The sequence below is a fragment of the Salinimicrobium sp. CAU 1759 genome, assembly GCF_054482715.1.
On record NZ_JBTLRK010000001.1, the window covers coordinates 1,561,289 to 1,583,761 of the forward strand.

At 41.5% G+C, this 22,473-nt stretch carries 21 protein-coding genes and 3 tRNA genes; 13 read left to right on the forward strand and 11 right to left on the reverse strand.

Features of this window, described 5'->3' with window-relative positions:
• Positions 1-19: 19 nt before the first annotated feature.
• The 3 genes from ACXYMT_RS06955 to guaB all read left to right on the forward strand — a co-directional run bounded on the left by ACXYMT_RS06955 (position 20) and on the right by guaB (position 5,430).
• Positions 20-1,378, forward strand: coding sequence for an HTTM domain-containing protein (locus tag ACXYMT_RS06955; protein ID WP_459058361.1), 1,359 nt, complete (start codon positions 20-22; stop codon positions 1,376-1,378).
• Complete coding sequence (locus ACXYMT_RS06960) at positions 1,356-3,833, forward strand: TonB-dependent receptor domain-containing protein (RefSeq protein WP_459059155.1); 2,478 nt, start codon at positions 1,356-1,358, stop codon at positions 3,831-3,833. The genes ACXYMT_RS06955 and ACXYMT_RS06960 overlap by 23 nt, the downstream gene beginning before the upstream one ends.
• Before the next feature lie 124 nt (positions 3,834-3,957).
• Positions 3,958-5,430 carry an IMP dehydrogenase gene (gene guaB / locus ACXYMT_RS06965; RefSeq protein WP_459058362.1) on the forward strand — a complete coding sequence of 491 codons (1,473 nt, stop codon included), beginning with the start codon at positions 3,958-3,960 and terminating at the stop codon, positions 5,428-5,430.
• A gap of 221 nt (positions 5,431-5,651) precedes the next feature.
• On the opposite strand, the gene ACXYMT_RS06970 is transcribed toward guaB, so the two are convergent.
• The gene (locus ACXYMT_RS06970; RefSeq protein ID WP_459058363.1) at positions 5,652-6,161 is read right to left on the reverse strand and encodes an OmpH/Skp family outer membrane protein; all 510 of its coding nucleotides are present in this window, start codon (positions 6,159-6,161) and stop codon (positions 5,652-5,654) included.
• Between the two features lie 61 nt (positions 6,162-6,222).
• On the reverse strand, positions 6,223-6,480 hold the full coding sequence (locus ACXYMT_RS06975) for a hypothetical protein (RefSeq protein WP_459058364.1): 258 nt from the start codon (positions 6,478-6,480) through the stop codon (positions 6,223-6,225).
• Between the two features lie 138 nt (positions 6,481-6,618).
• Between ACXYMT_RS06975 and ACXYMT_RS06980 the strand changes: the two genes are divergently transcribed.
• The 5 genes from ACXYMT_RS06980 (at position 6,619) to ACXYMT_RS07000 (ending at position 12,637) form a co-directional block, all read left to right on the forward strand.
• Complete coding sequence (locus ACXYMT_RS06980; protein ID WP_459058365.1) at positions 6,619-7,479, forward strand: peptidyl-prolyl cis-trans isomerase; 861 nt, start codon at positions 6,619-6,621, stop codon at positions 7,477-7,479.
• A complete protein-coding gene (locus ACXYMT_RS06985) occupies positions 7,454-8,884 on the forward strand; it encodes a peptidylprolyl isomerase (RefSeq protein ID WP_459058367.1) in 1,431 nt (476 codons plus the stop codon). The genes ACXYMT_RS06980 and ACXYMT_RS06985 overlap by 26 nt, the downstream gene beginning before the upstream one ends.
• A gap of 14 nt (positions 8,885-8,898) precedes the next feature.
• Positions 8,899-9,852, forward strand: coding sequence for an AAA family ATPase (locus tag ACXYMT_RS06990; RefSeq protein ID WP_459058368.1), 954 nt, complete (start codon positions 8,899-8,901; stop codon positions 9,850-9,852).
• Between the two features lie 22 nt (positions 9,853-9,874).
• Positions 9,875-10,183, forward strand: a complete 309-nt coding sequence (locus tag ACXYMT_RS06995) for a hypothetical protein (RefSeq protein ID WP_459058369.1) — start codon at positions 9,875-9,877, stop codon at positions 10,181-10,183.
• 186 nt (positions 10,184-10,369) lie between these two features.
• Positions 10,370-12,637 (forward strand): aconitate hydratase, encoded by a 2,268-nt coding sequence (locus ACXYMT_RS07000; protein ID WP_459058370.1) that lies wholly within the window; start codon positions 10,370-10,372, stop codon positions 12,635-12,637.
• Positions 12,638-12,828: 191 nt separating this feature from the next.
• Here ACXYMT_RS07000 and ACXYMT_RS07005 read toward each other — a convergent pair whose 3' ends face one another.
• The 4 genes from ACXYMT_RS07005 to ACXYMT_RS07020 form a co-directional block, all read right to left on the reverse strand.
• Complete coding sequence (locus ACXYMT_RS07005) at positions 12,829-13,251, reverse strand: hypothetical protein (RefSeq protein WP_459058371.1); 423 nt, start codon at positions 13,249-13,251, stop codon at positions 12,829-12,831.
• Between the two features lie 182 nt (positions 13,252-13,433).
• Positions 13,434-13,517 (reverse strand) — tRNA-Leu (locus ACXYMT_RS07010).
• Positions 13,518-13,647: 130 nt separating this feature from the next.
• Positions 13,648-13,720 (reverse strand) — tRNA-Lys (locus ACXYMT_RS07015).
• A gap of 96 nt (positions 13,721-13,816) precedes the next feature.
• A tRNA-Lys gene (locus ACXYMT_RS07020) sits at positions 13,817-13,889 on the reverse strand.
• 133 nt (positions 13,890-14,022) lie between these two features.
• Here ACXYMT_RS07020 and ACXYMT_RS07025 point away from each other — a divergent pair.
• On the forward strand, positions 14,023-14,544 hold the full coding sequence (locus tag ACXYMT_RS07025) for a shikimate kinase (protein WP_459058372.1): 522 nt from the start codon (positions 14,023-14,025) through the stop codon (positions 14,542-14,544).
• Here the strand turns inward: ACXYMT_RS07025 and ACXYMT_RS07030 are convergent.
• Together ACXYMT_RS07030 and ACXYMT_RS07035 are read right to left on the reverse strand one after the other, a co-directional pair.
• A complete protein-coding gene (locus tag ACXYMT_RS07030; RefSeq protein ID WP_459058373.1) occupies positions 14,536-15,039 on the reverse strand; it encodes a phosphoribosyltransferase family protein in 504 nt (167 codons plus the stop codon). The two genes, ACXYMT_RS07025 and ACXYMT_RS07030, sit on opposite strands and share 9 nt — an antisense overlap.
• Before the next feature lie 44 nt (positions 15,040-15,083).
• Entirely contained in the window at positions 15,084-15,464 is a 381-nt protein-coding gene (locus tag ACXYMT_RS07035; protein WP_459058374.1) for an RNA-binding S4 domain-containing protein, read from the reverse strand.
• A gap of 77 nt (positions 15,465-15,541) precedes the next feature.
• On the opposite strand from ACXYMT_RS07035, the gene ACXYMT_RS07040 reads away from it, so the two are divergent.
• Complete coding sequence (locus ACXYMT_RS07040) at positions 15,542-16,447, forward strand: FKBP-type peptidyl-prolyl cis-trans isomerase (RefSeq protein ID WP_459058375.1); 906 nt, start codon at positions 15,542-15,544, stop codon at positions 16,445-16,447.
• A gap of 51 nt (positions 16,448-16,498) precedes the next feature.
• Here ACXYMT_RS07040 and ACXYMT_RS07045 read toward each other — a convergent pair whose 3' ends face one another.
• The 3 genes from ACXYMT_RS07045 to ACXYMT_RS07055 form a co-directional block, all read right to left on the reverse strand.
• Positions 16,499-17,104 (reverse strand): outer membrane beta-barrel protein, encoded by a 606-nt coding sequence (locus tag ACXYMT_RS07045; protein WP_459058377.1) that lies wholly within the window; start codon positions 17,102-17,104, stop codon positions 16,499-16,501.
• Between the two features lie 118 nt (positions 17,105-17,222).
• Entirely contained in the window at positions 17,223-18,176 is a 954-nt protein-coding gene (locus tag ACXYMT_RS07050; RefSeq protein ID WP_459058378.1) for a transketolase family protein, read from the reverse strand.
• 109 nt (positions 18,177-18,285) lie between these two features.
• Complete coding sequence (locus ACXYMT_RS07055) at positions 18,286-19,131, reverse strand: transketolase (RefSeq protein WP_459058379.1); 846 nt, start codon at positions 19,129-19,131, stop codon at positions 18,286-18,288.
• Positions 19,132-19,347: 216 nt separating this feature from the next.
• Between ACXYMT_RS07055 and tgt the strand changes: the two genes are divergently transcribed.
• Genes tgt through ACXYMT_RS07070 form a run of 3 tightly spaced genes read left to right on the forward strand, consistent with a single transcriptional unit; the run spans position 19,348 to position 22,460 of the window.
• Positions 19,348-20,478, forward strand: coding sequence for a tRNA guanosine(34) transglycosylase Tgt (gene tgt, locus ACXYMT_RS07060; RefSeq protein WP_459058380.1), 1,131 nt, complete (start codon positions 19,348-19,350; stop codon positions 20,476-20,478).
• Between the two features lies 1 nt (position 20,479).
• The gene (locus ACXYMT_RS07065) at positions 20,480-21,556 is read left to right on the forward strand and encodes an LptF/LptG family permease (protein WP_459058381.1); all 1,077 of its coding nucleotides are present in this window, start codon (positions 20,480-20,482) and stop codon (positions 21,554-21,556) included.
• A complete protein-coding gene (locus ACXYMT_RS07070) occupies positions 21,543-22,460 on the forward strand; it encodes a DMT family transporter (protein WP_459058382.1) in 918 nt (305 codons plus the stop codon). The genes ACXYMT_RS07065 and ACXYMT_RS07070 overlap by 14 nt, the downstream gene beginning before the upstream one ends.
• Positions 22,461-22,473: the final 13 nt, after the last annotated feature.

Below are 22,473 nucleotides of genomic sequence, written 5' to 3' on the forward strand. Positions count from 1 at the left end.
TTGCTTTGAATTTGGTGTAATGGGAATTACCAACTACTTAAATAAAAATACGGAAGCCGCGCCTTTAGCGGTTTTTCGTATTTTTTTTGGTATCATGATGTTTGGTAGTATTCTTAGATTCTGGCTGAATGGCTGGATCGAAAAGCTTTACATCTTACCCGAATATTCCTTTTCCTATTATGGATTTGAGTGGGTAAAACCTCTCGGAAATTTCACCTATGTACTTTTTGCAATTTGTGCTTTTGCAGCCCTGGCTATAGCTATGGGTTTTAAGTACCGGTTATCAATGATCGTCTTTTTTTTGAGCTTTACTTATATAGAGCTTATGGATAAGACTACTTATCTTAACCATTATTATTTTATAAGTATTCTAAGTTTCCTTCTGATATTTCTGCCTGCCGGAAGATATTTTTCTGTTGATGCTTATAAGGATCCTAAAAAGGCAATTCAAAGGCTGCCTTCCTGGTGCATCGATAGCATTAAGTTATTAATGGGTATTGTCTATTTTTATGCAGGTCTTGCCAAGCTCAACTCCGACTGGCTTTTTAAAGCCATGCCTTTAAAAATCTGGTTGCCTTCAAATTATGATCTTCCCTTTTTGGGAGATCTCTTGCAGCAGGAATGGGTGCATTATTTTTTTAGCTGGTCCGGAATGATCTACGACTTAGCTATTCCTTTTTTGCTCCTTTACAGACCCACCCGCCGCTTTGCCTTTTTGCTGGTGGTTGTATTCCACGTACTCACGCGAATTTTGTTCCCAATTGGGATGTTCCCATTCATCATGATCGTTAGTGCTCTAGTATTTTTTGATGCAGGTTTGCATCATAGAATACTCGAAAAAATTGCCGGAATTTTGAAGCTTGGAAAGTCCCGTTTTGACAATGCAAAACAACTTTCATTTTCTCCTCAAAAAAGGAATATTCTCGTAGGTTTTCTGGGACTTTTTTTTGTGGTACAGCTTCTTTTCCCGTGGCGCTATCTGTTATACCCGGGAGAACTTTTCTGGACCGAAGAGGGATTTCGTTTTTCCTGGCGTGTTATGCTTATGGAAAAAGCCGGTTATGCCCAATTCAAAGTGGTTGACGGAAAATCGGGAGAAAGCTTCTATGTAAACAACGGAAATTTTTTAACTCCTTTTCAGGAAAAACAAATGTCTTTTCAGCCTGACTTTATACTTCAGTATGCCCACTTTTTGGAAGATCACTTCAGTAAAAAAGGCTATGAAGAAATTGAGATATATGTTGACAGTCATGTAGCTCTAAATGGCAGGAGAAGTGCCCCTTTTATAAACCCCCGGGTCAATTTGCTCGATCATGAAGACAGTTTTGAGCGAAAGACCTTTATTTTACCATTCAATGACAGCATCAAAGGTCTGTAGTTCTATATTTTTTCTTCTGGCATTTAATCTTGCCACTTTTGCACAATTTTCACTAAGCGGAACAGTTGTTTCCACAGAAACCGGCCAACCTGTTCAAGACGCTGAGATTTATAACCGTACCACAGGTCAACTCACAGTGGCTAATGAGGAAGGGTCTTTTGAAATAAAATCCTTACCTGAAGGGACTTACAGTCTGGCGATATTTAGTTATGATTTTCAGGTCAAAGAGCTGCAGGTGGAGCTTTTTGAAAACAGAGATCTGCGGGTAGCGCTCGACCCTTTGGCCGAAAGTCTTTCTGAAGTAGTTTTAGTACAAAGAAGAAAGGAGATTTTTGCCCTACGCAATCTTCGAAAAGTTGAAGGGACTGCCATATATGCCGGGAAAAAGAGCGAGGTTGTTCTAATGGAAGAGATCACCGGAAATCTTGCAGCCAATAATGCGCGACAAATCTACAATCAGGTGGTGGGGCTTAACATCTATGACAATGGAGATGCAGGACTTCAGCTCAATATTGGTGGTCGCGGTCTTGATCCAAACCGAACCCAAAATTTCAATACCCGGCAAAATGGCTATGATATTTCTGCAGATGTTTTAGGATATCCCGAAAGTTATTATACCCCGCCTGCTGAAGCTCTGAGTGAAATTCAGGTGATTCGTGGGGCAGCTTCCCTGCAGTACGGAACTCAGTTTGGAGGATTGATAAATTTCAAATTCAGGAAACCTAATCCTGTCAGGAAAATTGAGCTTATTTCCCGGCAGTCGGTAGGATCTTACGATCTGTTCACAAGTTTTAATAGTCTTAGCGGTACCATCGGGAAATTTAGTTACTACACCTTTTTCAATTATAAAGAGGGCAACGGCTTCCGCCCAAATTCAGGTTTTGAATCCCAGAATGCCTTTGCACATTTGGGCTATAAATTTAACGACAACACCCGCTTAAGCTTTGAATATACCTATTTGGATTATTTAGCCCAGCAGCCGGGAGGCCTCACAGATAAGCAATTCTATGAGGATCCAACCTTTAGCAATCGCAGCAGGAACTGGTTTGGAGTGAACTGGAACCTTTTTGCGCTAAAGCTGGAACAAAAATTCTCTCAAAAAACGGATTTTACCTTAAACCTTTTTGGACTGGATGCTTCCCGAAAAGCTGTTGGTTACAGGGAGAACAGAGTTTCCCAGGCAGATGATTTCGATGCCCCGCGGGAATTACTAACCGATAATTTTAATAATTGGGGAGCCGAGGCGAGGCTCCTTACCCGGTATAATTTGTTTAGCGAAGAATCGGTGATTTTATTGGGAAGTAAATATTACACCGCCCAAAATGAACAGCGGCAGGGGCCCGGTACAGCAGCTTCCGGCGCCGATTTTTCCTTTGCTGATGATACCTTTCCCAACTATACCCGCCAGTCAGAATTTACTTTTCCTAACCAGAACCTGGCATTCTTTGGAGAGAATATTTTCAACCTGACGGGTAAATTTTCGGTAACTCCTGGCTTCAGGTTTGAATATATCAATACTCAAAGTGAAGGAGACTATAAAAACATCTTTTTAGACAGGGCAGGAAATGTATTGAAGAGCGAAACACTGTCAGATAACAGAAATTTTAAACGAAGTTTTGTGCTGCTTGGGGTGGGGAGTAGTTATGAGCTGAGCAAGGATGCAGAATTTTATGCCAACTTTTCCCAGAATTATCGCTCTGTCACTTTTAACGACATAAGGGTTATAAATCCCGTTTTCCAGGTGGATCCTAATATCACCGATGAAGATGGATTTACTGCCGACCTTGGGCTTCGAGGTAGAGTTGACCAATATCTTTCTTTTGACATTAGTGCGTTTGCTCTTCGATACAACAATCGAATAGGGGAAGTATTAAAGGCCGAAGAGCGGGAAAATGCTGCAGGGGAACTGGAAGAAACGGGAAGAATTGTCCGCTTTCGCGGAAATATTGGAGATGCATTTATTTACGGACTCGAGACCTTTGCAGACTGGAACCTAAAAAACACATTTTTGAGAGGTAATGACAACATCATTGCCGGCGTCTTTGTAAACGCTGCGTTGACCCAATCGGAGTATATAAGTTCGGAGCAAAATAATGTGGAAGGGAATCAGGTAGAGTTCATTCCGCTTGTAAACTTGAAGACAGGATTTAATTTTGGATATAAAAATTTCCTCGGAAGCCTTCAATATACCTTTTTCTCGAAGCAATATACAGATGCTACCAATGCTCCCCAGGATAGAAGCGACTCGCAGAGGGGAATAGAGGGTGCTGTGCCGGCTTACGGAATTATGGATCTTTCTCTTTCTTATTCTCTTGGTAGGTTCAAGCTTGAAGGTGGGATCAACAACCTTTTGGACAATTCATACTTTACAAGAAGGGCGACGGGATATCCCGGTCCTGGTATAATTCCGGCACAACCGTTGACCTGGTATTCCACATTGCAGTTCAGGTGGTAAGTTTTTTCCTTAGGCGGCTTTAGGATTTTTTTCCTAAAATCAACAAAGGCAAATAATTAGTAGCCCTAGTTCCTTTTTGTGGTATAAAGAACGTATATTTGCACGCAATTAAATCTTAATTGCTATGATCGCACACACCTCCAGGATACTGGGCGAAGGACTTACCTACGATGACGTACTTTTAGTTCCTGCCTTTTCAGAAGTCCTACCTCGCGAAGTCAGTATTCAATCGAAATTTACACGTAACATCACGCTGAACGTTCCTATCGTTTCTGCAGCTATGGATACTGTAACCGAATCCCGTATGGCTATTGCCATTGCCCGGGAGGGAGGGATTGGGGTGCTTCACAAGAATATGACCATAGAAGAACAGGCGCTGAAGGTGCGAAAAGTGAAACGTGCCGAAAGCGGAATGATCATCGATCCTGTTACTCTTCCCATTACTGCCAAGGTACGCGATGCAAAAGATAATATGCGGGAGCATAGTATTGGAGGGATACCTATTGTAGATGAAGAAGGAAAGTTGCTGGGGATCGTTACCAATCGGGACCTGCGATTTGAAAAAGATAACAACCGACCGATTTCTGAAGTAATGACTTCTGAAAATCTGGTGACTGTTGCTGAAGGTACTTCCCTTGAAGACGCCGAAGGTATCCTCCAGCAGAACAAGATCGAGAAGCTACCTGTGGTCAATGATGACGATAAGCTGGTTGGATTGATCACCTTTCGGGATATTACAAAACTTACCCAAAAACCAATTGCTAATAAAGACAGCTACGGAAGGCTTCGTGTTGCAGCTGCGGTTGGAGTGACCGGAGATGCTGTAGACAGGGCAGAAGCTTTAGTGAAAGCAGGAGTGGATGCTATTGTTATAGACACAGCTCACGGACATACCAAAGGAGTAGTAACCGTGCTCAAAGAAGTGAAGAAAAAATTTCCAGACCTTGAAGTGGTGGTAGGAAATATAGCTACGGCCGAGGCTGCCAAGTATTTGGTTGAAGCAGGAGCCGATGCCGTAAAAGTGGGAATTGGACCGGGTTCTATTTGTACAACGAGAGTTGTTGCAGGAGTTGGTTTTCCACAGTTCTCTGCAGTGCTGGAAGTTGCAGCAGCCATAAAAGGCAGCGGAGTTCCGGTAATTGCCGATGGTGGGATTCGTTACACCGGGGATATTCCTAAAGCCATTGCTGCGGGAGCAGATTGTGTGATGCTGGGAAGCCTTTTAGCGGGAACCAAAGAATCTCCGGGAGAAACTATTATCTACGAAGGAAGAAAATTCAAATCCTACCGCGGAATGGGTTCTGTGGAAGCTATGAAACAAGGCTCTAAGGATCGTTACTTCCAGGACGTGGAAGACGATATCAAGAAATTGGTTCCCGAAGGAATTGTGGGACGTGTTCCGTATAAAGGTGACCTTTATGAAAGTATTCACCAGTTTGTTGGCGGTTTACGTGCAGGAATGGGATATTGCGGCGCCAAAGACGTTGCTACTTTAAAGGAGACGGCGAAATTTGTCAAAATAACGGCTTCAGGAATTAATGAAAGTCATCCTCACAATGTGACGATCACCAAGGAATCCCCGAATTACAGCAGGTAGGTTCTGTGAAGAGCCAAGACTTTTTTTAGTTGGCAGTATTTAGTAAGAAGTCGGCAGTGGTTAGTTAATTTGGAACGTTTTCCAAATCCGTTCCGTCTGATATCTTTTCAGTAGGTTTACCTCTGGAAAATTAGATGAAAAAGAATAAAAAAAGGGTCTCAAAAATGACATTTTTAAGACCCTTTTACTTTTAAAATTTCACTGCCCACTGATAACTAAACTTATTCCTTCACCTGGATTCCAAGCTTGTCAATCACCTTCATGGTAATATCGTATTCCTGGGCAGAGAAGGCAAGATCATTACCTCCTGAGTGGAAGATCTGCGTGTAATTTTCTTCCTGAATCACCTGAAGCATGGCTTCATTTATCTTTTCATAAAGAGGTTTGGTGAGTTCATTTCTTCTAAGCTGCATCATCACACTGGCTTTTTGCCTGAAGCTCTTTATGTCATTCTCAAGACTAATAATTTCTGATTCTTTTGTCTTTCTTTCTTCTTCAGCAAGGCTTGTACTATTAGCCTGATAATCTTTTACAAGAGCCTCATATTTGGCGACGTTGTTTTCAAGTTCCTTCTGTAGTTCTGTGTTGTAAGTTTTAAGACCTTCATTGACTTCAGTCATTTGTGGCATCTGGCTCAAAATGTAATCGGCATCAATGGTTCCTATTTTAGACTGCGCAAATGCAGAGATACTTAAAAAGGCAAAACTTAAAGCTAATAGGTATTTTTTCATGATTTAAATATAGTTTTCGCAAATATAAAGCTGCAGTGGTATTTATGAGTATTTTAAGAAATTATTTTTCTTCTTGAAGATTATAGATCTGCCCACGATGAGGTTTAAGTGCATCTCTTACAGCGGGCATTTCTGCTTCAGTAACTACTAAGAAAGCAATGAAGTGCGTTTCTGTCAGCTTTTCTGAATTTGAGATTTTGTGATATAAGTTGTGCTTTTCAGCATATTCCTGTAAGTGAATAGCGTGATGAGCTGCGGTGTGTTCGCCATCTGGCCCTTTAAAGTCCCAGATGAGTTTTAAATTTTTAAGTTCAGGCATAAGATTGTTTTCAGGTTTTACTAGCTAACCAAAGCCGGGCCAAAAATGTACTTTTTATAATTTTCTTTCGTTTTATCTGCAGGTTGGTATACTGTTTGGAATTCGTATTTTTGGAAATTCATAACACTTCAGGTTATTTTGACAATTAAGAATGCTTTATTTTTTTCTCTGCTGCTGGGATTTCTTACCACTGGATGCAACTTTCTAAATGAGCCCGAAGAGCAGGAAGTGATCGCACGTGTCAATGATGCTTACCTCTTTAGAGAAGATATTTCCAATTTGGTTTCTGCAAATACTTCGCCTGAAGACAGCACCCTCCTGGTTAATAATTTCATTAATCGATGGGCAACTCAAAAGCTCTTATTAGACAGGGCCCGGATTAATCTTAGTACAGAGCAACAGGCAGAATTTGACCGGCTGGTACAGAACTATAAAAATGAGCTTTATGCAAAAGCTTATACAGATGCGATCATAGCCCGCGAGCTTGACACTTCCATTAGCAGTGCTGCAGCCGAGGCTTATTATGAAGAGAATGGAGAAAATTTTGTTCTGAATGAGAATCTGGTGAAATTGAGATACATCAATATTACTAAAGACAATAAGGATTTTGAAAATATCAAAACACGTTTCCGCAGGTTCAATGAAGAGGATAAACAAGCATTACTTGATATGGCCATACATTTCAACTCCTATTCCCTAAATGATACGGTTTGGGTGAAAACCAAGCAGGTTTATGATAAGATAAGACCATTGACCCCTCAGGACAATCCCGAATTCTTAAAAAATAAGAGTTTTATGCAGCTTGAAGATTCATTAGGAGTATATTTGATCTCTGTTGAGGATGTTAGATTACGCAGTGAACAGGCGCCGTTGGAATATTCCTTGCCAAGTATAAAACAGATCCTGCTGAACAAAAGAAAGCTGGAACTTATAAAAAAATTAGAAAAAGACATTACACAAGATGCAATTAAAAATGACAAATTTGAGATCTATAATTAATAGCTTGCTGCTTCTCTTTATTGCAGGAGGGTCTTTGCAGGCACAGGAAGTAATAGTGACCGATAGTACAGCTATTGGTATTGAATCTGAGATCCAGGAACAGATACAGGATAAGAGTGGACGCTTCAAGGTTGACGGGGTTGCTGCAGTTATAGGCGACTTTGTTGTGCTTGAGAGCGACATTGATAAAATGTATCTCGAGCTTCAAAGCCAGGGAGCTTCTATAAAAGATGTTACCAATTGTAATCTTGCCGGTCGTTTGATGGAGAATAAGCTATATGCCCATCATGCAATACAGGACAGTATCATAGTTTCAGATGCCGAGATCAATGCAAGTATTGATCAACAACTGGCTTATATGACACAGCAGGTTGGCTCTTTGGAAAAAGTGCTTGAATTCTATAAAAAGGACAATGAAGCTGATTTTAGAGCTGAGCTTTTTGAGATCAACAAACAAAATCGTCTTGCCTCTGAAATGCAAAGAAAGATCGTTGATGCTGTAGAGATCACTCCTGAAGAAGTGCGGGCTTTCTTTACCAGCATTCCTGAAGATGAGCGTCCCGTTTTTGGAGATGAGGTGGAGATCGCACAGATCGTTGTAAAGCCTGAAATTCCACAGGAGCAGAAAGATGAGATCATCAATCGGCTGAATGAAATGAGAGCAGATGTTCTTGATAACGGGGCCAGTTTCGCTACTAAAGCTGTATTGTACTCTCAGGATCCCGGGTCAAGATCTTCGGGAGGAAAGATTACCCTTACGCGGCAGGACCCATTTGTCAAGGAGTTTAAAGATGCTGCATTTTCCCTACAGGAAGGGGAAGTAAGCAAACCTTTTCAAACCGAGTTTGGATATCATATATTGACTGTTGACAAAATTCGTGGTCAGCAGGTAGATGTGCGTCACATTCTTTTAATACCTGATGTTACTGAAGAGACCAAGCAGAAGGCTTTTAACGAAATAGAAAGAGTTCGCGAAAGGATCAATAATAAGGAGATCACCTTTGCTGAAGCTGCAAAAGAAGTTTCAGATGAGAAGGAGACCCGTGAGAACGGCGGTAAACTTATTAATCCTACAACAGGAGATACTAGATTTGAACTTACCAAGATAGATCCTTTACTTTATGAACAGGTAGTAAATCTAGAAAAAGGTCAGGTGACAAGAATTCTTACAGATCAGGATAATACCGGGAGACCTTTTTATAAGATCATCACGGTTACAAACAGGTATCCCGAGCACAAGGCAGACTATGTACAAGATTACAACAAGATCAAGGAGCTTGCATTACGTGATAAGCAACTGGAGGCTATTGAAAAATGGCAAAAGGAAAAGATCAGTGAGACTTACGTAAAAGTGAATGGGGAATACAGAGATTGTACATTCTCGAGTAACTGGTTGAAAAAATAAATATATTTGGGAGTATGACAGACGTAGAGGCGGTAAAAAATCTGGTCAACAGGCATCAGCAATTGAGGCAGGAAATAGCCAAAAGGATTGTTGGGCAGCAGGAAGTCGTAGATCAGATCCTTTTATCCGTTTTTTCAGGTGGTCATTCCCTGCTTATTGGTGTTCCCGGATTGGCAAAGACCTTAATGGTGAATACCATTGCTCAAGCCCTGGGACTTAACTTCAAAAGGATACAATTCACCCCCGATCTTATGCCAAGTGATATCCTTGGCTCTGAGATCCTGGACGAGAACCGCCATTTTAAATTTATTAAAGGCCCCGTTTTCGGAAATATTATCCTGGCCGATGAGATCAACAGGACTCCACCAAAGACGCAGGCTGCTCTACTGGAGGCCATGCAGGAAAGAGCGGTGACTGTGGCAGGTCAACACTATAAATTGGATCTTCCATATTTTGTTTTGGCCACGCAGAACCCTATTGAACAGGAAGGGACTTATCCCTTACCCGAGGCTCAGCTCGACCGGTTCATGTTTGCGATCAAACTTGAATATCCTTCTTTTGAAGAGGAGATCGAAGTGGTAAAAAGCACAACATCTGATGTGGTTACAGAGATCAACCCGCTTTTTTCTGCCCGTGAGATCGTTGACTTTCAACATTTGATAAGAAGGATTCCTGTGGCTGATAATGTGGTGGAATATGCAGTTAACCTTGTAGGTAAGACGCGTCCTGCGGGAGAACGGTCTACGGCTTTAGTAAAAGAATATGTGGATTGGGGTGCGGGACCAAGAGCCTCTCAAAACCTCATTTTAGGGGCTAAAGCAAATGCAGCCGTTCACGGGAAATTTTCACCCGATATAGAGGATGTACAGGCTGTAGCCTACGGTATTCTTAGGCATAGGGTTATCAAGAACTATAAAGCCGAAGCCGAAGGAATTTCTGAAGAAGAGATCATAAAGAGCTTATTTTAAGATCTTTTACTATATTTTGATCATGATTGATCTTCTAGTGAAGCTTAGGTTTCCGGTAACTTTGATTTTCTTTGGTTGCCAATTTCTCTGGTTTAGATTGGGTGCAAATCTTATGGACTTGAGCAGCCTTTCATTCCCCGCTGTTATGTGTTTTGCTTTTCTCACCGGATTCTGGCTCCTTATTTTGTTTGATATGATCAATTCCAAGATCTTCAATAAGACCTTCTGGCTAATGTCTATGCTTATATTACCCAATCTTGCGCCGGTGGTTTATCTCTTTCAGCTGAAAAAGCTAAAGCCTTTGACAACATCTGTGATAAACAGAGACTAGATTCCGCTTCAGTTTTATCAAATTCTTATTTTAGGCTACATTTTATATCAATTAGCTATTTTTACTCGTCCGAATTTCAGGAATCATTAAACTTTCTTCAGGTAATACTCAACTTTGGTTGTGATTTTTTAAATCGGGTTGGAATTTGTAATTTTGCAACACTTCAGAATAAAACAAATTCAAGATATGGCTTACGATATTGATATGATCAAGAAGGTTTACAGCCAGATGGGCGAGCGGGTAAATGCTGCACGCGAAATCGTTGGGAAACCTTTGACTCTTTCAGAGAAAATTCTTTATTCCCACCTTTGGGATGGAACACCTACCAAGAAATTTAACCGCGGTAAAGATTACGTGGAATTTGCACCGGACAGGATAGCCTGCCAGGATGCTACTGCACAAATGGCCCTTTTACAGTTCATGCAGGCTGGGAAGAAGAATGTTGCAGTTCCTACTACTGTACATTGTGATCACCTTATCCAGGCAAAACTGGGAGCTCAATTCGACCTGCCAAGTGCAAAGAAATCCAGTGATGAGGTGTTCGACTTTTTGGAGTCTGTCTCCAATAAGTATGGAATTGGATTCTGGAAACCGGGAGCAGGAATTATTCACCAGGTAGTACTGGAAAACTATGCTTTTCCCGGAGGAATGATGATTGGTACCGATTCTCACACGGTTAATGCCGGTGGTCTTGGAATGGTAGCTATTGGAGTAGGTGGTGCAGATGCTGTTGATGTTATGGCAGGAATGGCATGGGAGCTTAAATTTCCCAAGCTTATAGGAGTGAAATTAACCGGAAAACTTTCTGGATGGACTGCTCCAAAAGATGTGATATTAAAAGTTGCAGGGATCCTTACTGTTAAAGGAGGAACTGGAGCAATTATAGAATACTTTGGTGAAGGAGCCGAGTCAATGTCGGCTACCGGTAAAGGAACTATTTGTAACATGGGTGCAGAAGTAGGGGCAACCACTTCTACATTTGGTTATGACGAGTCTATGGCCAGATATCTTCGAGCTACCAATCGTGCAGATGTTGCAGATGCTGCCAATGCAGTTAAAGAGCACCTAACCGGTGATGCCGAGGTGTACGCAAATCCAGAGCAGTATTTCGATGAGGTTATCGAAATTGACCTTTCTGAATTGAAGCCACACCTAAATGGTCCTTTTACACCAGACCTTGCTACTCCAATTTCAGAAATGGGAGAGAAGGCTAAAAAGAATGATTGGCCTATTAATGTGGATTGGGGATTAATTGGTTCCTGTACCAACTCTTCTTATGAAGATCTTACCCGTGCCGCTTCTATTGCCAAGCAGGCAGTGGATAAGAAAGTTAAAGCAAAATCTGATTTTGGAATCAATCCGGGATCTGAACAAATACGCTATACTGCAGAAAGAGATGGTCTTCTTCAAATATTTGAAGATCTTGATGCAACCATCTTCACCAATGCCTGTGGACCATGTATAGGTCAGTGGGATCGAAGCGACCGTAAAGGTGAAGAGAAAAATACCATTGTACATTCCTTCAACCGTAACTTCTCAAAAAGGGCAGATGGGAACCCAAATACCCACGCCTTTGTAGGATCACCTGAGATGGTGGCTGCAATTGCCATTGCAGGAAGACTTGATTTCGATCCAACTACAGATACACTGTTGAACGAAGATGGGGAGCAGGTAAAACTGGATGAACCAACCGGATTGGAGTTGCCTCCAAAAGGTTTTGATGTTGAAGATCCTGGTTATCTCGCGCCAACCGAAGATGGTTCTAGTGTTGAGGTAAAAGTGAATCCGCAATCTGAAAGGCTACAATTACTCGAGCCTTTTGAACCTTGGGACGGTAAGAACCTAATGGGTGCCAAATTACTTATTAAAGCTCACGGAAAATGTACTACAGACCATATTTCTATGGCCGGGCCGTGGTTGAGATTTAGAGGTCATCTCGATAATATTTCAAATAACTGTCTTATTGGTGCTGTAAATGCATTCAACATGAAGACCAATTTTGTAAAGAACCAGATCACAGGCGAGTATGATGGTGTTCCTGCAACTCAGCGTAAGTATAAAGCTGCCGGAATCCCAACTGTAGTTGTGGGGGATCATAACTATGGAGAAGGTTCCTCAAGGGAGCATGCGGCCATGGAGCCAAGGCATCTAGGGGTGAAGGTAGTTCTTGTAAAATCTTTTGCAAGAATACATGAGACCAACCTGAAAAAACAGGGAATGCTTGGATTGACTTTTGCGAATGAGAGCGATTATGATCTTATTCAGGAAGATGATACTTTCAACTTTGTAGATCTTGAAGATTTTGCACCAGATAAGCAGCTTACTATTGAAGTAGTGCATGCTGATGGTTCTAAAGATACTATAAAGGCAAATCATACTTATAACCAGCCTCAAATCGAGTGGTATAAGGAAGGTTCTGCTCTTAATCTTATCAAAAAGCAGAACGCAGCATAAAATATATGTTTCAGCTAATTAAAAAAGCTCCCGCCGGTTGGCGGGAGTTTTTTTTTGGCGAAAATAAAAAAGCAACCCAAAAGGATTGCTTTTCTAAAAAGTAGATGAGAAACTCCGAAGTTTTATTTCCGGAGTATTCTATCAAGTAATTTTTGCCCCCCAGTAAAAATTACTGTTTTCTCATCTATTTATTAAGGTAGGGATTCCAGTTTTCTCTTGTGTTTTAACAAAACCTCCAGAGTTGACGTAGGAATATCCTGATTATAAAGAGTTTCGTAATATAATTTAATATTTTTTTTCTCTTTTTCATAACATGCCTTCATGTTTAAATTGTTGAAGGTGTTACGGGCCAGATAATCCAGCTTAAGAAAAACCGGTAAAAAATTTAAGATCGCACTGCCAACTTTGGAGGTTTGAATTGAATTCTTTATGTTGAAAAGTAACCTTCTCAACTCCAGTTTCGCTTTCTCTCTTATCTCTATAAGTTTAGCTATATTTTCGGCCATCTCTTTCTCCTCCTGCCTTAGATCGTAATAAAGGACATAATACATTTGGAGCAGATCATCATTGGAGAGATCTAATTTAAGTAGCTGAGAGTATAGTTGGAACTGCATCTTCTTCCTGTCTAAAAGTGAATTATCTTTGATAAAAATACTCTTTATTTTTTCTGATGAAGATGCTAAAATTATGATTAACAGAAATTTAGCTTTTGTGTAAGAAGTAAAGTCAGAAAGGTGAAAATCCTTAACAGTAGAAGGAAATTTCGTTCAAAAAGGAAAGGTGAAAAGAAAAAGTGTGCCCAGAGCGGGACTCGAACCCGCACGCCCTAATGGACACATGGCCCTCAACCATGCCTGTCTACCAGTTCCAGCACCTGGGCAATTAATTATGATTTTCTTAAGGTAGAATTAAACCAGTTAAGAAGTTCCGGACTAAGAAAAAATGACCCTTCCGGATCTTGAACTTAATGAACTATGAGACAAGATATTGTCGCCGTGTTCAGGTTAAAGTGACCTGGCTGGGACTCGAACCCAGGACCCTCTCCTTAAAAGGGAGATGCTCTACCAACTGAGCTACCAGGTCGATATTTAAAGAACTCGAAATTTTGATCGCCGGGATTTCCTTGTCTTCGCTTTTTAGCTTCGGTTGGAACCCCAGAAAGATCAGAACTTCAATTTGTGATCTGGCTGGGGCTCGAACCCAGGACCCTCTCCTTAAAAGGGAGATGCTCTACCAACTGAGCTACCAGATCTAACTTGTTGCATTTTTGCTAATGCGGGTGCAAATATACCCACATTAATTTATTTTTCAAGAACAAATTGACATAAATTTGCTCTTCATTTTAAACAGGGGGTAAAACCCCTTAGAAATCATCATTTTAAGTTATGAAATTAATTATTACAGGATACATGGGATCAGGAAAAACGGCTGTGGGAACAGCCCTTGCCACCAAATTGGACCTGAAGTTTCTCGACCTGGATAATGAAATTAGTAGGCTTGAAAGTCGAAGTATTCCAGAAATTTTTTCGGCATCAGGCGAAATATATTTCCGGAGAAAAGAGGCAGAGGTACTTCAAAGGCTTCTGGAGCAGGAGGGGGACTTCATTCTTTCACTGGGAGGAGGTACACCATGCTACGGTAAGAACCTTCAGTTGATAATAGATAATCCCGAAACTACGTCAGTCTATCTCAAAACCGGTATTGATGAGTTAAAGAAGAGGTTGATCAATGAAAAAGACAGCAGACCTCTTATAAAAGAACTGGACTCTCCTGAAGTTCTGGAAGATTTTATCCGGAAACATTTATTCGAGCGTACGTTCTATTATAATCAAAGTGATCTCATCATTTCTACAGATGCAAGAACAGTTGAGGAAATTGTTGATGATATCCTGAAAGAATTAAACTAACTCCACTAGATCATCTCCTTTAGAAAAGGAGACCTTCACCGTTTCATGAATAGAGGTGGAAAGGGAGATCCCTTTAAAATCTGCTTTTACGGGATATTTTTTATGGCTGCGATCAACTAAGACAGCTGTTTTAAACCTTTTTAAGGGCACTTCAAGAAAGTGTCTCACTCCGTATATCAATGTGGTGCCCGAATTCAATACGTCGTCAATAAGAACCAGGGCCTTGTCGCGGTAATCTTGAGCTGCTAAACTCGTAGTGATAGGATTCAACGGGTTCTTCTTATTTATTTTCACTTCACAAAGGAGAACTTTGAGGTTCGAAATGTTTTGGAGCTCGACCTGAAGTCTTTTGGCTAATTCAAAGCCGCTGTGGGCAATTCCTGCCAGGATAATTTCATCCTCTTCTACATTACTCTCATAGATCTGGTAAGCAATTCTTTTGATCTTGTGGTTGATCTGGTCCTTGTCGAGGATAATGACAGAGTTTTTCTCCATGGGTAATGTTTTTTCAAAGATAAGTATTTGGTCTTGTAATTTAATTAGTCCTCGTCCTCTTCAACATCGAACCAATCGTCCAGTTCCCGACGATCCTTTTTCGTCGGCCTGCCCGTTCCTTTTTTGCGGTAGTAATCCTGAGAATATCTGAGCAGTTCTCTTTTTTCCAGTTCTTCCTTAGGGGTAATATCATTCACATAGAGGTTTACAAGTTTGGCACCTACTCTGCTTTTTGGAAGATCCAGAACTTCCAGCTCATAATTGATCTGGTTCTTTCTTACAGTCAGTTTATCTGCTGCATAGACTTCCCGTGAAGGTTTTACAAGTGCGTCATTCACTCTTACTTTACCCTGTTTACATGCTTCTGTAGCAATGCTTCGGGTCTTGTAATATCTCACGCACCATAAAAACTTATCTACTCTCATATTTGTACAGTAAAAATCTGTCGTTCTTCAGCAAAAATACAAGAATATTGTATCTTGCGGCCCTAAATTACCTATTGATGAAACTGAACAAGTTCTTGTTATTATATTTATTTTTAGCTGCTTTTGCCATTTCGTGTGATAAAGATGATGATGATCCCGAAGTTGTCCCTCCAAGAGACCGTGGTGAGCAGGAGATAGCCGATCAGGCAGCACTACAGGAATATCTTGATACGCATTTTTACAATTACGAAGAGTTTGAAAATCCTCCTGCAGATTTTGATTACAGGATACAGATCGACACGATTAATGAGGCAAATGCAGATAAGATTCCTCTTAGTGCCTCACCGCTGTTAATGCCAAAGACATTTACTTACGAAGATGTGGAATACACTCTTTATGTTCTAAAGGTAAGAGAGGGTGCAGCAGAACAGCCTCAGCCAAAATTTAGTGACTCTACCTATGTTGCTTATGAAGGGGAGCTGCTCAACAGAACCACCTTTGATTCTTCTGAGAATCCTGTATGGTTCGATCTTACACGGACAATAGCAGGTTTTGGACAAGGCTTAACTGAATTTAGGGGTGCATCGGGATTTGAGGTTTTACCAGACAATACAATCCAATGGAACGATGATTATGGAGTTGGAGCAATTTTTCTGCCGTCGGGTCTGGGATATTTCAGTTCCTTCCAGGAAGGGATTCCCACTTATAGTCCTCTAGTGTTTACATTTCACCTCTATGCTGTGAATGAAGCCGATCATGACCAGGATGGGGTGCCATCATGGAGAGAAGATCTAAATGGAAACCAGAGACTGCTCGACGATAATATAGATGGTGACAATGCTCCTAATTACTTAGACAGGGATGATGATGGAGATTTCATTCCCACCCGTGAGGAAATTTCAGATGAAGACGGAAATATAATTTTTCCTTATCCCGATGCCGACAAGGACGGCACTCCGGATTATCTGGATATAAATAATTAAAAAGAAAAAGCCCCGAATAGGGGCTTTTTTGATGCTCATATAAAATTCATATTAAAGACTTAGGGAAAGTCCAAAGATGATCTGGCTGGGGCGGGTATCAACCCTTTCAGGACCTTGCCCGCCATCCATACTTATAAACTTCGCTTCATTTTCTTTAAGAGCGCGTTCGTATCTCACATCAAGCCCCAGTTTCCCTAACTGGATTCCTGCGCCCAGTTGTGCACCAATAGTGAATTCATCTTGAACATCTCCCAGTTCAAAACCTTCAAAATCGTTGTCCATCATATATTGGAGACTTGGTCCCGCAAACAACCTTACAGGTCCAAAAACCCTTGTGCCCACCAGGATTGGGAGATCAATTTTTGATAAATTGTAATCAGATTCCTGTTGATTGAATTGATAGGTGCTTTTGGTAGTGGTATAAACGAGCTCTGGTCTTAAGAAGAAGCCAAGAATACTTGCTTCGTAAAATAATCCAAAGTGATAGCCCATTTTTCTTTCTCCACCTTCCAGGACATCTTGACCGGCACCCGTGAAATCGGTATAGGTCATTTCTCCGTTATCGGCGTAATTTAATCCTCCTTTGAGGCCAAAGCCGCTTTGGGCCATTGCTGTTGATGTTGCTGTCAACAAAAAGATCAGTAGGTACTTTTTCATAAAAGATTTGTTTTGGTTCATAAATTAAACGCTTAGAGTGCTGAATTATTTGCTGAAAAAGAAAGCCTCTCAAAAATGGCATTTTTGAGAGGCCTTATATGATCATGCTTTCCAGTACTTATTTTCTTTTGATCACCTTTTCTGCAGCCTTGGTGATCGCAGCAGCATTCAAGCCGTACTTTTCCATAAGTTGCTCTGGAGTTCCACTTTCTCCAAAAGTGTCCATAGTTGCAACAAATTCCTGTGGTGCAGGATGGTTTTGTGCGAGAGTGCGAGAAACGCTTTCTCCGAGTCCTCCAAGGAAGTTGTGTTCTTCGGCCGTAACCACGCAACCTGTCTTTCCAACTGAAGCCAAAATAGCGGCTTCGTCAAGAGGTTTGATGGTATGGATGTTGATCACTTCAGCTGAAATTCCTTTCTCTTCAAGTTCCTCTGCAGCCTGTAAAGCTTCCCAAACTAAATGTCCGGTTGCGATAATGGTCACATCCTTTCCTTCATTCAGTAGAACAGCTTTTCCTATTTCGAACTTCTGATCTTCAGGAGTGAAGTTTGCAACTTTTGGCCTTCCGAAGCGAAGATAGACCGGTCCATGGTGTTCTGCTATCGCGATAGTGGCCGCTTTTGTCTGATTGTAGTCACAGGTATTGATCACAGTCATACCGGGCAACATTTTCATCAAACCTATATCTTCAAGGATCTGGTGAGTTGCACCGTCTTCTCCCAGGGTAAGCCCTGCGTGAGATGCACAGATCTTCACATTCTTGTCTGAATATGCAATGGATTGTCTAATCTGGTCATAGACCCTTCCGGTAGAGAAGTTGGCGAAAGTTCCGGTAAAAGGGATCTTTCCGCCAATGGTCATTCCTGCTGCGATTCCCATCATGTTGGCTTCAGCGATCCCCACCTGGAAAAATCTTTCGGGATGATTTTTCTCAAAATCGCCCATTTTTAAGGATCCGGTAAGGTCGGCACAAAGCGCAACTACATTAGGATTTGTTTTTCCAAGTTCGGTAAGCCCGTCGCCAAATCCCGAGCGGGTATCTTTACTTCCTGTATTGGTATATTTTTTCATAAGCCTCCCCCGTCCCCTCCAAAGGAGAGGAGTCAGGGTATGTTTTTAATTAATAATTAATTTTCATTTTTTCGAATCAATTCCTCCCCTTTGGGGAGGCAGGGTGGGGCTAATAGTCTCCTAAAGTTTCAGGATTCTGTGATAGTGCTTTTTCCAGCTGCTCATCATTTGGAGCTACGCCATGCCACTTATGAGTGTGCATCATGAAATCTACACCGTGGCCCATTACTGTGGTCATTAAAATAGCTACAGGCTTCCCTTTTCCGGTGCGGCTTTTGGCTTCTTTCAAACCTTCAAGGACTTCAGTTAAACTATTTCCATTTTCGATCTCCAGCACATCCCAGCCAAAAGCTTCAAATTTTGCAGTAAGGTCGCCCATTGGTAGTACATCATCTGTACATCCATCTATTTGCTGATGGTTCCTATCTACAGTGGCGATAAGGTTGTCAACTTTCTTGGCAGCCGCATACATTATGGCTTCCCAGTTTTGTCCTTCCTGAAGTTCTCCATCCCCGTGAAGCGAGTAAACCAGATGGTCATCTCCATTAAGTTTTTTAGTATTTGCAGCACCAATGGCTACAGAAAGACCCTGTCCCAAAGAACCAGAAGCAACTCTTACTCCGGGTAAACCTTCGTGAGTAGTTGGGTGGCCTTGCAGGCGGGAATCAATTAGTCGAAAAGTATTTAGCTCCTCTACCGGGAAATATCCGCTGCGGGCAAGAACGCTGTAAAAAACAGGAGAGATATGACCGTTGGAAAGGAAGAAAAGATCTTCGCCAATTCCATCCATGTCAAAGCCTTCTTTTCTTTGCATCACTTCCTGGTAAAGGACGGTGAAAAATTCGGCGCAGCCCAATGATCCTCCGGGGTGACCCGAATTTACCTTGTGAACCTGCCTCAAAATGTCTCTTCTCACCTGGGTGACAAAATCTTCTAGTTGTTGTGTGTTTGGCATCTGGTTTTTATTAAATGTGATGCAAAAATACTATTTTATCAATGCTTTGGAAATCAACCTGCCTCAATTCTTTTCAAAAGCTGTCAACAGCTGGTTGATTAGTTAAAATGTGATTAGTTAATCGGAAAGTTGGGAAGCCTGTAAATTTTTTCTACCCACTGTCTACTGACCTCTGCCCACTAAAAATACCTATCTTTGCGCCCATTAAAATCTCCTATGAAATTTGAATTAGCAGTGAACGATCCCGGTAGCAGTGCCAGGGCGGGAATCATAACTACAGACCACGGAACAATTGAAACTCCCATCTTTATGCCGGTGGGGACGGTCGCTTCTGTAAAAGGTATAAGTCAGAAAGATCTTAAGGAACAGGTGAATCCGGATATCATCTTAGGGAACACCTATCATCTTTATTTAAGACCACAAACAGAGATCCTAAAAAAGGCCGGCGGCCTCCATAAATTCATGAACTGGGACAGGAATATTCTTACCGATAGTGGAGGCTATCAAGTATATTCCCTTTCTGAGAGAAGGAAGATCAAGGAAGAAGGCGTACGGTTCAAATCTCATATTGATGGTTCTTACCACAATTTCACTCCTGAAAATGTGATGGAGATACAGCGTCTTATTGGGGCAGATATTATTATGGCTTTTGATGAGTGTACACCTTATCCATGCGACTACGAGTATGCTAAAAATTCAATGCACCGAACCCACCGCTGGCTCGACCGCTGTATTACCCATTTGGATAAAACCCCTCCGGAATACGGCTATTCCCAAACTTTATTTCCAATTGTTCAGGGAAGTACTTATAAGGATCTAAGAGAACAGTCGGCAGAGTATATCGCAAATGCAGGGGCAGAAGGAAATGCCATCGGCGGACTTTCAGTTGGGGAGCCTGCAGAAGAAATGTACGCAATGACCGAAGTGGTGACAAACATACTTCCGAAGGAGAAGCCGCGCTACTTGATGGGCGTAGGTACACCTATTAATATTTTGGAAAATATTGCGCTGGGAGTTGACATGTTTGATTGTGTAATGCCAACCAGGAATGCCCGTAACGGAATGCTTTTCACGGCACATGGAACTATCAACATAAAAAACAAAAAGTGGGAAGATGATTTCTCACCTATAGATGAATCGGGAGCTACTTATGTGGATACATTTTACAGTAAGGCTTATCTAAGACACCTCTTTACGGTCAATGAAATGCTTGGTAAGCAAATTGCAACCATGCACAACCTTGGCTTCTACCTCTGGTTGGTTCGTGAGGCCAGAAAACATATCTTAGCCGGGGATTTTGCCTCCTGGAAAAATATGATGGTACAGCAAATGAACAAACGTCTGTAAGTTGAAGATCCTTGACTGGTACATATTAAAGCGATACCTGGGCACATTTATTTTAATGCTGCTCCTGTTCATACCTATTGGTATTACAGTTAACCTTGCCGAAAAGATCGACAAGATCCTGGAGAATGAAGTACCTTTTTGGGAGGTAGTCAATTATTATATTGATTTTACAGTGTACTTCGCCAATCTGCTTTTTCCGCTTTTTCTTTTCCTCTCTGTGATCTGGTTTACTTCAAAGCTGGCACAGAACACCGAAATTATTGCTTTTTTGAGTAGTGGGGTTTCCTTTTGGAGATTCCTGCGTCCTTATATTATAGGCTCAACAATAGTTTGTGCTGCGGCATTGATCCTGGGGATGTATCTTGCTCCCAGCGCCAGTAAGGGCTTTAATGAATTTAAATATACTTACCTAAAAAGAGGTAGTGAGGTTCAGGAAACCAGTGATGTTTACAGGCAGATCAATGAGAATGAATTTATCTATGCTTCTCACTTTCAGCCCAGGATCAATTCGGCTCAAAATTTCACTCTTGAACATTTTGAGGGTAATAAAATGCAGTTTAAAATAAGTGCCTCCAGGCTTAAGTTCAATGAGGAGGACTCAACTTATACGCTTACAAACTATAATAAAAGGATCATTGGGGAGGAGGGAGATGAGGTAATATCTCAAATTAGTAAAGACACCATTCTTCCTTTTGAATTCAACGACCTTACGCCGGTTTCCTATATGGCCGAAACTCTGAACTATGATGAGCTCGAAGCCTTTATTGAACAGGAGAAGCGTCGCGGTTCGGGTAATATTAACCGCTATAAGGTTGTGGCTTATAAACGCTGGAGTCTTCCTGTCTCGGCTTATATTCTCACCATTATTGCTGTTGCTGTTTCTTCCATGAAACGCCGCGGCGGAATGGGAGTTAATCTAGCCCTGGGAATTACTCTTGCTTTTGTCTTTATATTTATGGACAAAGTGTTTGGAACTATTGCTGAACAAAGCACTTTTTCTCCGCTCATTGCGGTCTGGTTTCCCAATATCTTCTTCGGAATTTTAGCGATTTATTTGCTCTGGAATGCTAAGCGATAAAGTAAAGTCCTATCTCCATTTTCACTTGATCGTGTTTATTTGGGGATTTACGGCAGTGCTGGGTGCTTTGATCACCCTGGATGCTGTGCCGCTGGTATGGTATAGAATGTTACTTGCCAGCGTTTTCATTTTACTTTGGATAAAGTGGAAAAAGAAGAAACTGCGGCTGGCACCAAAGCGCGTGTTGGTAATGATCATTGCGGGAGTGGTGATCGCGCTGCACTGGCTCACCTTCTTTGGGGCCATAAAAGTCTCAAATGTTTCTATAACTCTGGCGCTACTTTCAACAGGAGCTTTCTTCACCTCTATACTTGAGCCCATCTTCTACAAACGCAAGGTGATCTGGTATGAGATCCTGTTCGGAATAATTGTGATCCTTGGTCTGTACATTATTTTTAAGGTAGAAACCGAATATGTTCTCGGGATCCTGCTGGCCTTAGTGTCTGCATTTCTTTCAGCAGTTTTTTCGTTGATCAATGGGAAATTAGCCAGAAAAGAAGATGCTTCTGTCATCTCATTTTACGAATTATTAACCGGGGCCGCTGCCATTAGTCTTTACCTGCTGGTCCTTTCCTTTTTGGGAGATGGAGGCTTTAATGCTCAATTCTTTAATATTTCGGCGGAAGACTGGATGTGGCTGTTAATTCTTGCTTCTGTTTGTACCGCTTATGCATTTATAGCTTCCGTAGCAGTGATGCGGCATCTAAGTCCCTATACCATCATGCTTACCATAAACATGGAACCTGTCTATGGGATACTTCTCGCTTTCTGGGTTTTTGGAAGTGAGGAGGCCATGGCTCCCGGCTTTTATTACGGGGCAGCTATTATTCTTACAACGGTAATTATGAATGGCTTTCTCAAGACAAGGAGAAAATTTAAAAAACAGCCGAAAGCTACCTCTTAAGTTTCTTATATTT

Bases quoted from the DNA above. Each gene is read 5' to 3' on its own strand.
- ACXYMT_RS06955 (WP_459058361.1), top strand. From the start codon at position 20: ATGGGAATTACCAACTACTTAAATAAAAATACGGAAGCCGCGCCTTTA.
- ACXYMT_RS06960 (WP_459059155.1), top strand. From the start codon at position 1,356: ATGACAGCATCAAAGGTCTGTAGTTCTATATTTTTTCTTCTGGCATTT.
- guaB (WP_459058362.1), top strand. From the start codon at position 3,958: ATGATCGCACACACCTCCAGGATACTGGGCGAAGGACTTACCTACGAT.
- ACXYMT_RS06970 (WP_459058363.1), bottom strand. From the start codon at position 6,161: ATGAAAAAATACCTATTAGCTTTAAGTTTTGCCTTTTTAAGTATCTCT.
- ACXYMT_RS06975 (WP_459058364.1), bottom strand. From the start codon at position 6,480: ATGCCTGAACTTAAAAATTTAAAACTCATCTGGGACTTTAAAGGGCCA.
- ACXYMT_RS06985 (WP_459058367.1), top strand. From the start codon at position 7,454: ATGACAAATTTGAGATCTATAATTAATAGCTTGCTGCTTCTCTTTATT.
- ACXYMT_RS06990 (WP_459058368.1), top strand. From the start codon at position 8,899: ATGACAGACGTAGAGGCGGTAAAAAATCTGGTCAACAGGCATCAGCAA.
- ACXYMT_RS06995 (WP_459058369.1), top strand. From the start codon at position 9,875: ATGATTGATCTTCTAGTGAAGCTTAGGTTTCCGGTAACTTTGATTTTC.
- ACXYMT_RS07000 (WP_459058370.1), top strand. From the start codon at position 10,370: ATGGCTTACGATATTGATATGATCAAGAAGGTTTACAGCCAGATGGGC.
- ACXYMT_RS07005 (WP_459058371.1), bottom strand. From the start codon at position 13,251: ATGCAGTTCCAACTATACTCTCAGCTACTTAAATTAGATCTCTCCAAT.
- ACXYMT_RS07025 (WP_459058372.1), top strand. From the start codon at position 14,023: ATGAAATTAATTATTACAGGATACATGGGATCAGGAAAAACGGCTGTG.
- ACXYMT_RS07030 (WP_459058373.1), bottom strand. From the start codon at position 15,039: ATGGAGAAAAACTCTGTCATTATCCTCGACAAGGACCAGATCAACCAC.
- ACXYMT_RS07035 (WP_459058374.1), bottom strand. From the start codon at position 15,464: ATGAGAGTAGATAAGTTTTTATGGTGCGTGAGATATTACAAGACCCGA.
- ACXYMT_RS07040 (WP_459058375.1), top strand. From the start codon at position 15,542: ATGAAACTGAACAAGTTCTTGTTATTATATTTATTTTTAGCTGCTTTT.
- ACXYMT_RS07045 (WP_459058377.1), bottom strand. From the start codon at position 17,104: ATGAAAAAGTACCTACTGATCTTTTTGTTGACAGCAACATCAACAGCA.
- ACXYMT_RS07050 (WP_459058378.1), bottom strand. From the start codon at position 18,176: ATGAAAAAATATACCAATACAGGAAGTAAAGATACCCGCTCGGGATTT.
- ACXYMT_RS07055 (WP_459058379.1), bottom strand. From the start codon at position 19,131: ATGCCAAACACACAACAACTAGAAGATTTTGTCACCCAGGTGAGAAGA.
- tgt (WP_459058380.1), top strand. From the start codon at position 19,348: ATGAAATTTGAATTAGCAGTGAACGATCCCGGTAGCAGTGCCAGGGCG.
- ACXYMT_RS07070 (WP_459058382.1), top strand. From the start codon at position 21,543: ATGCTAAGCGATAAAGTAAAGTCCTATCTCCATTTTCACTTGATCGTG.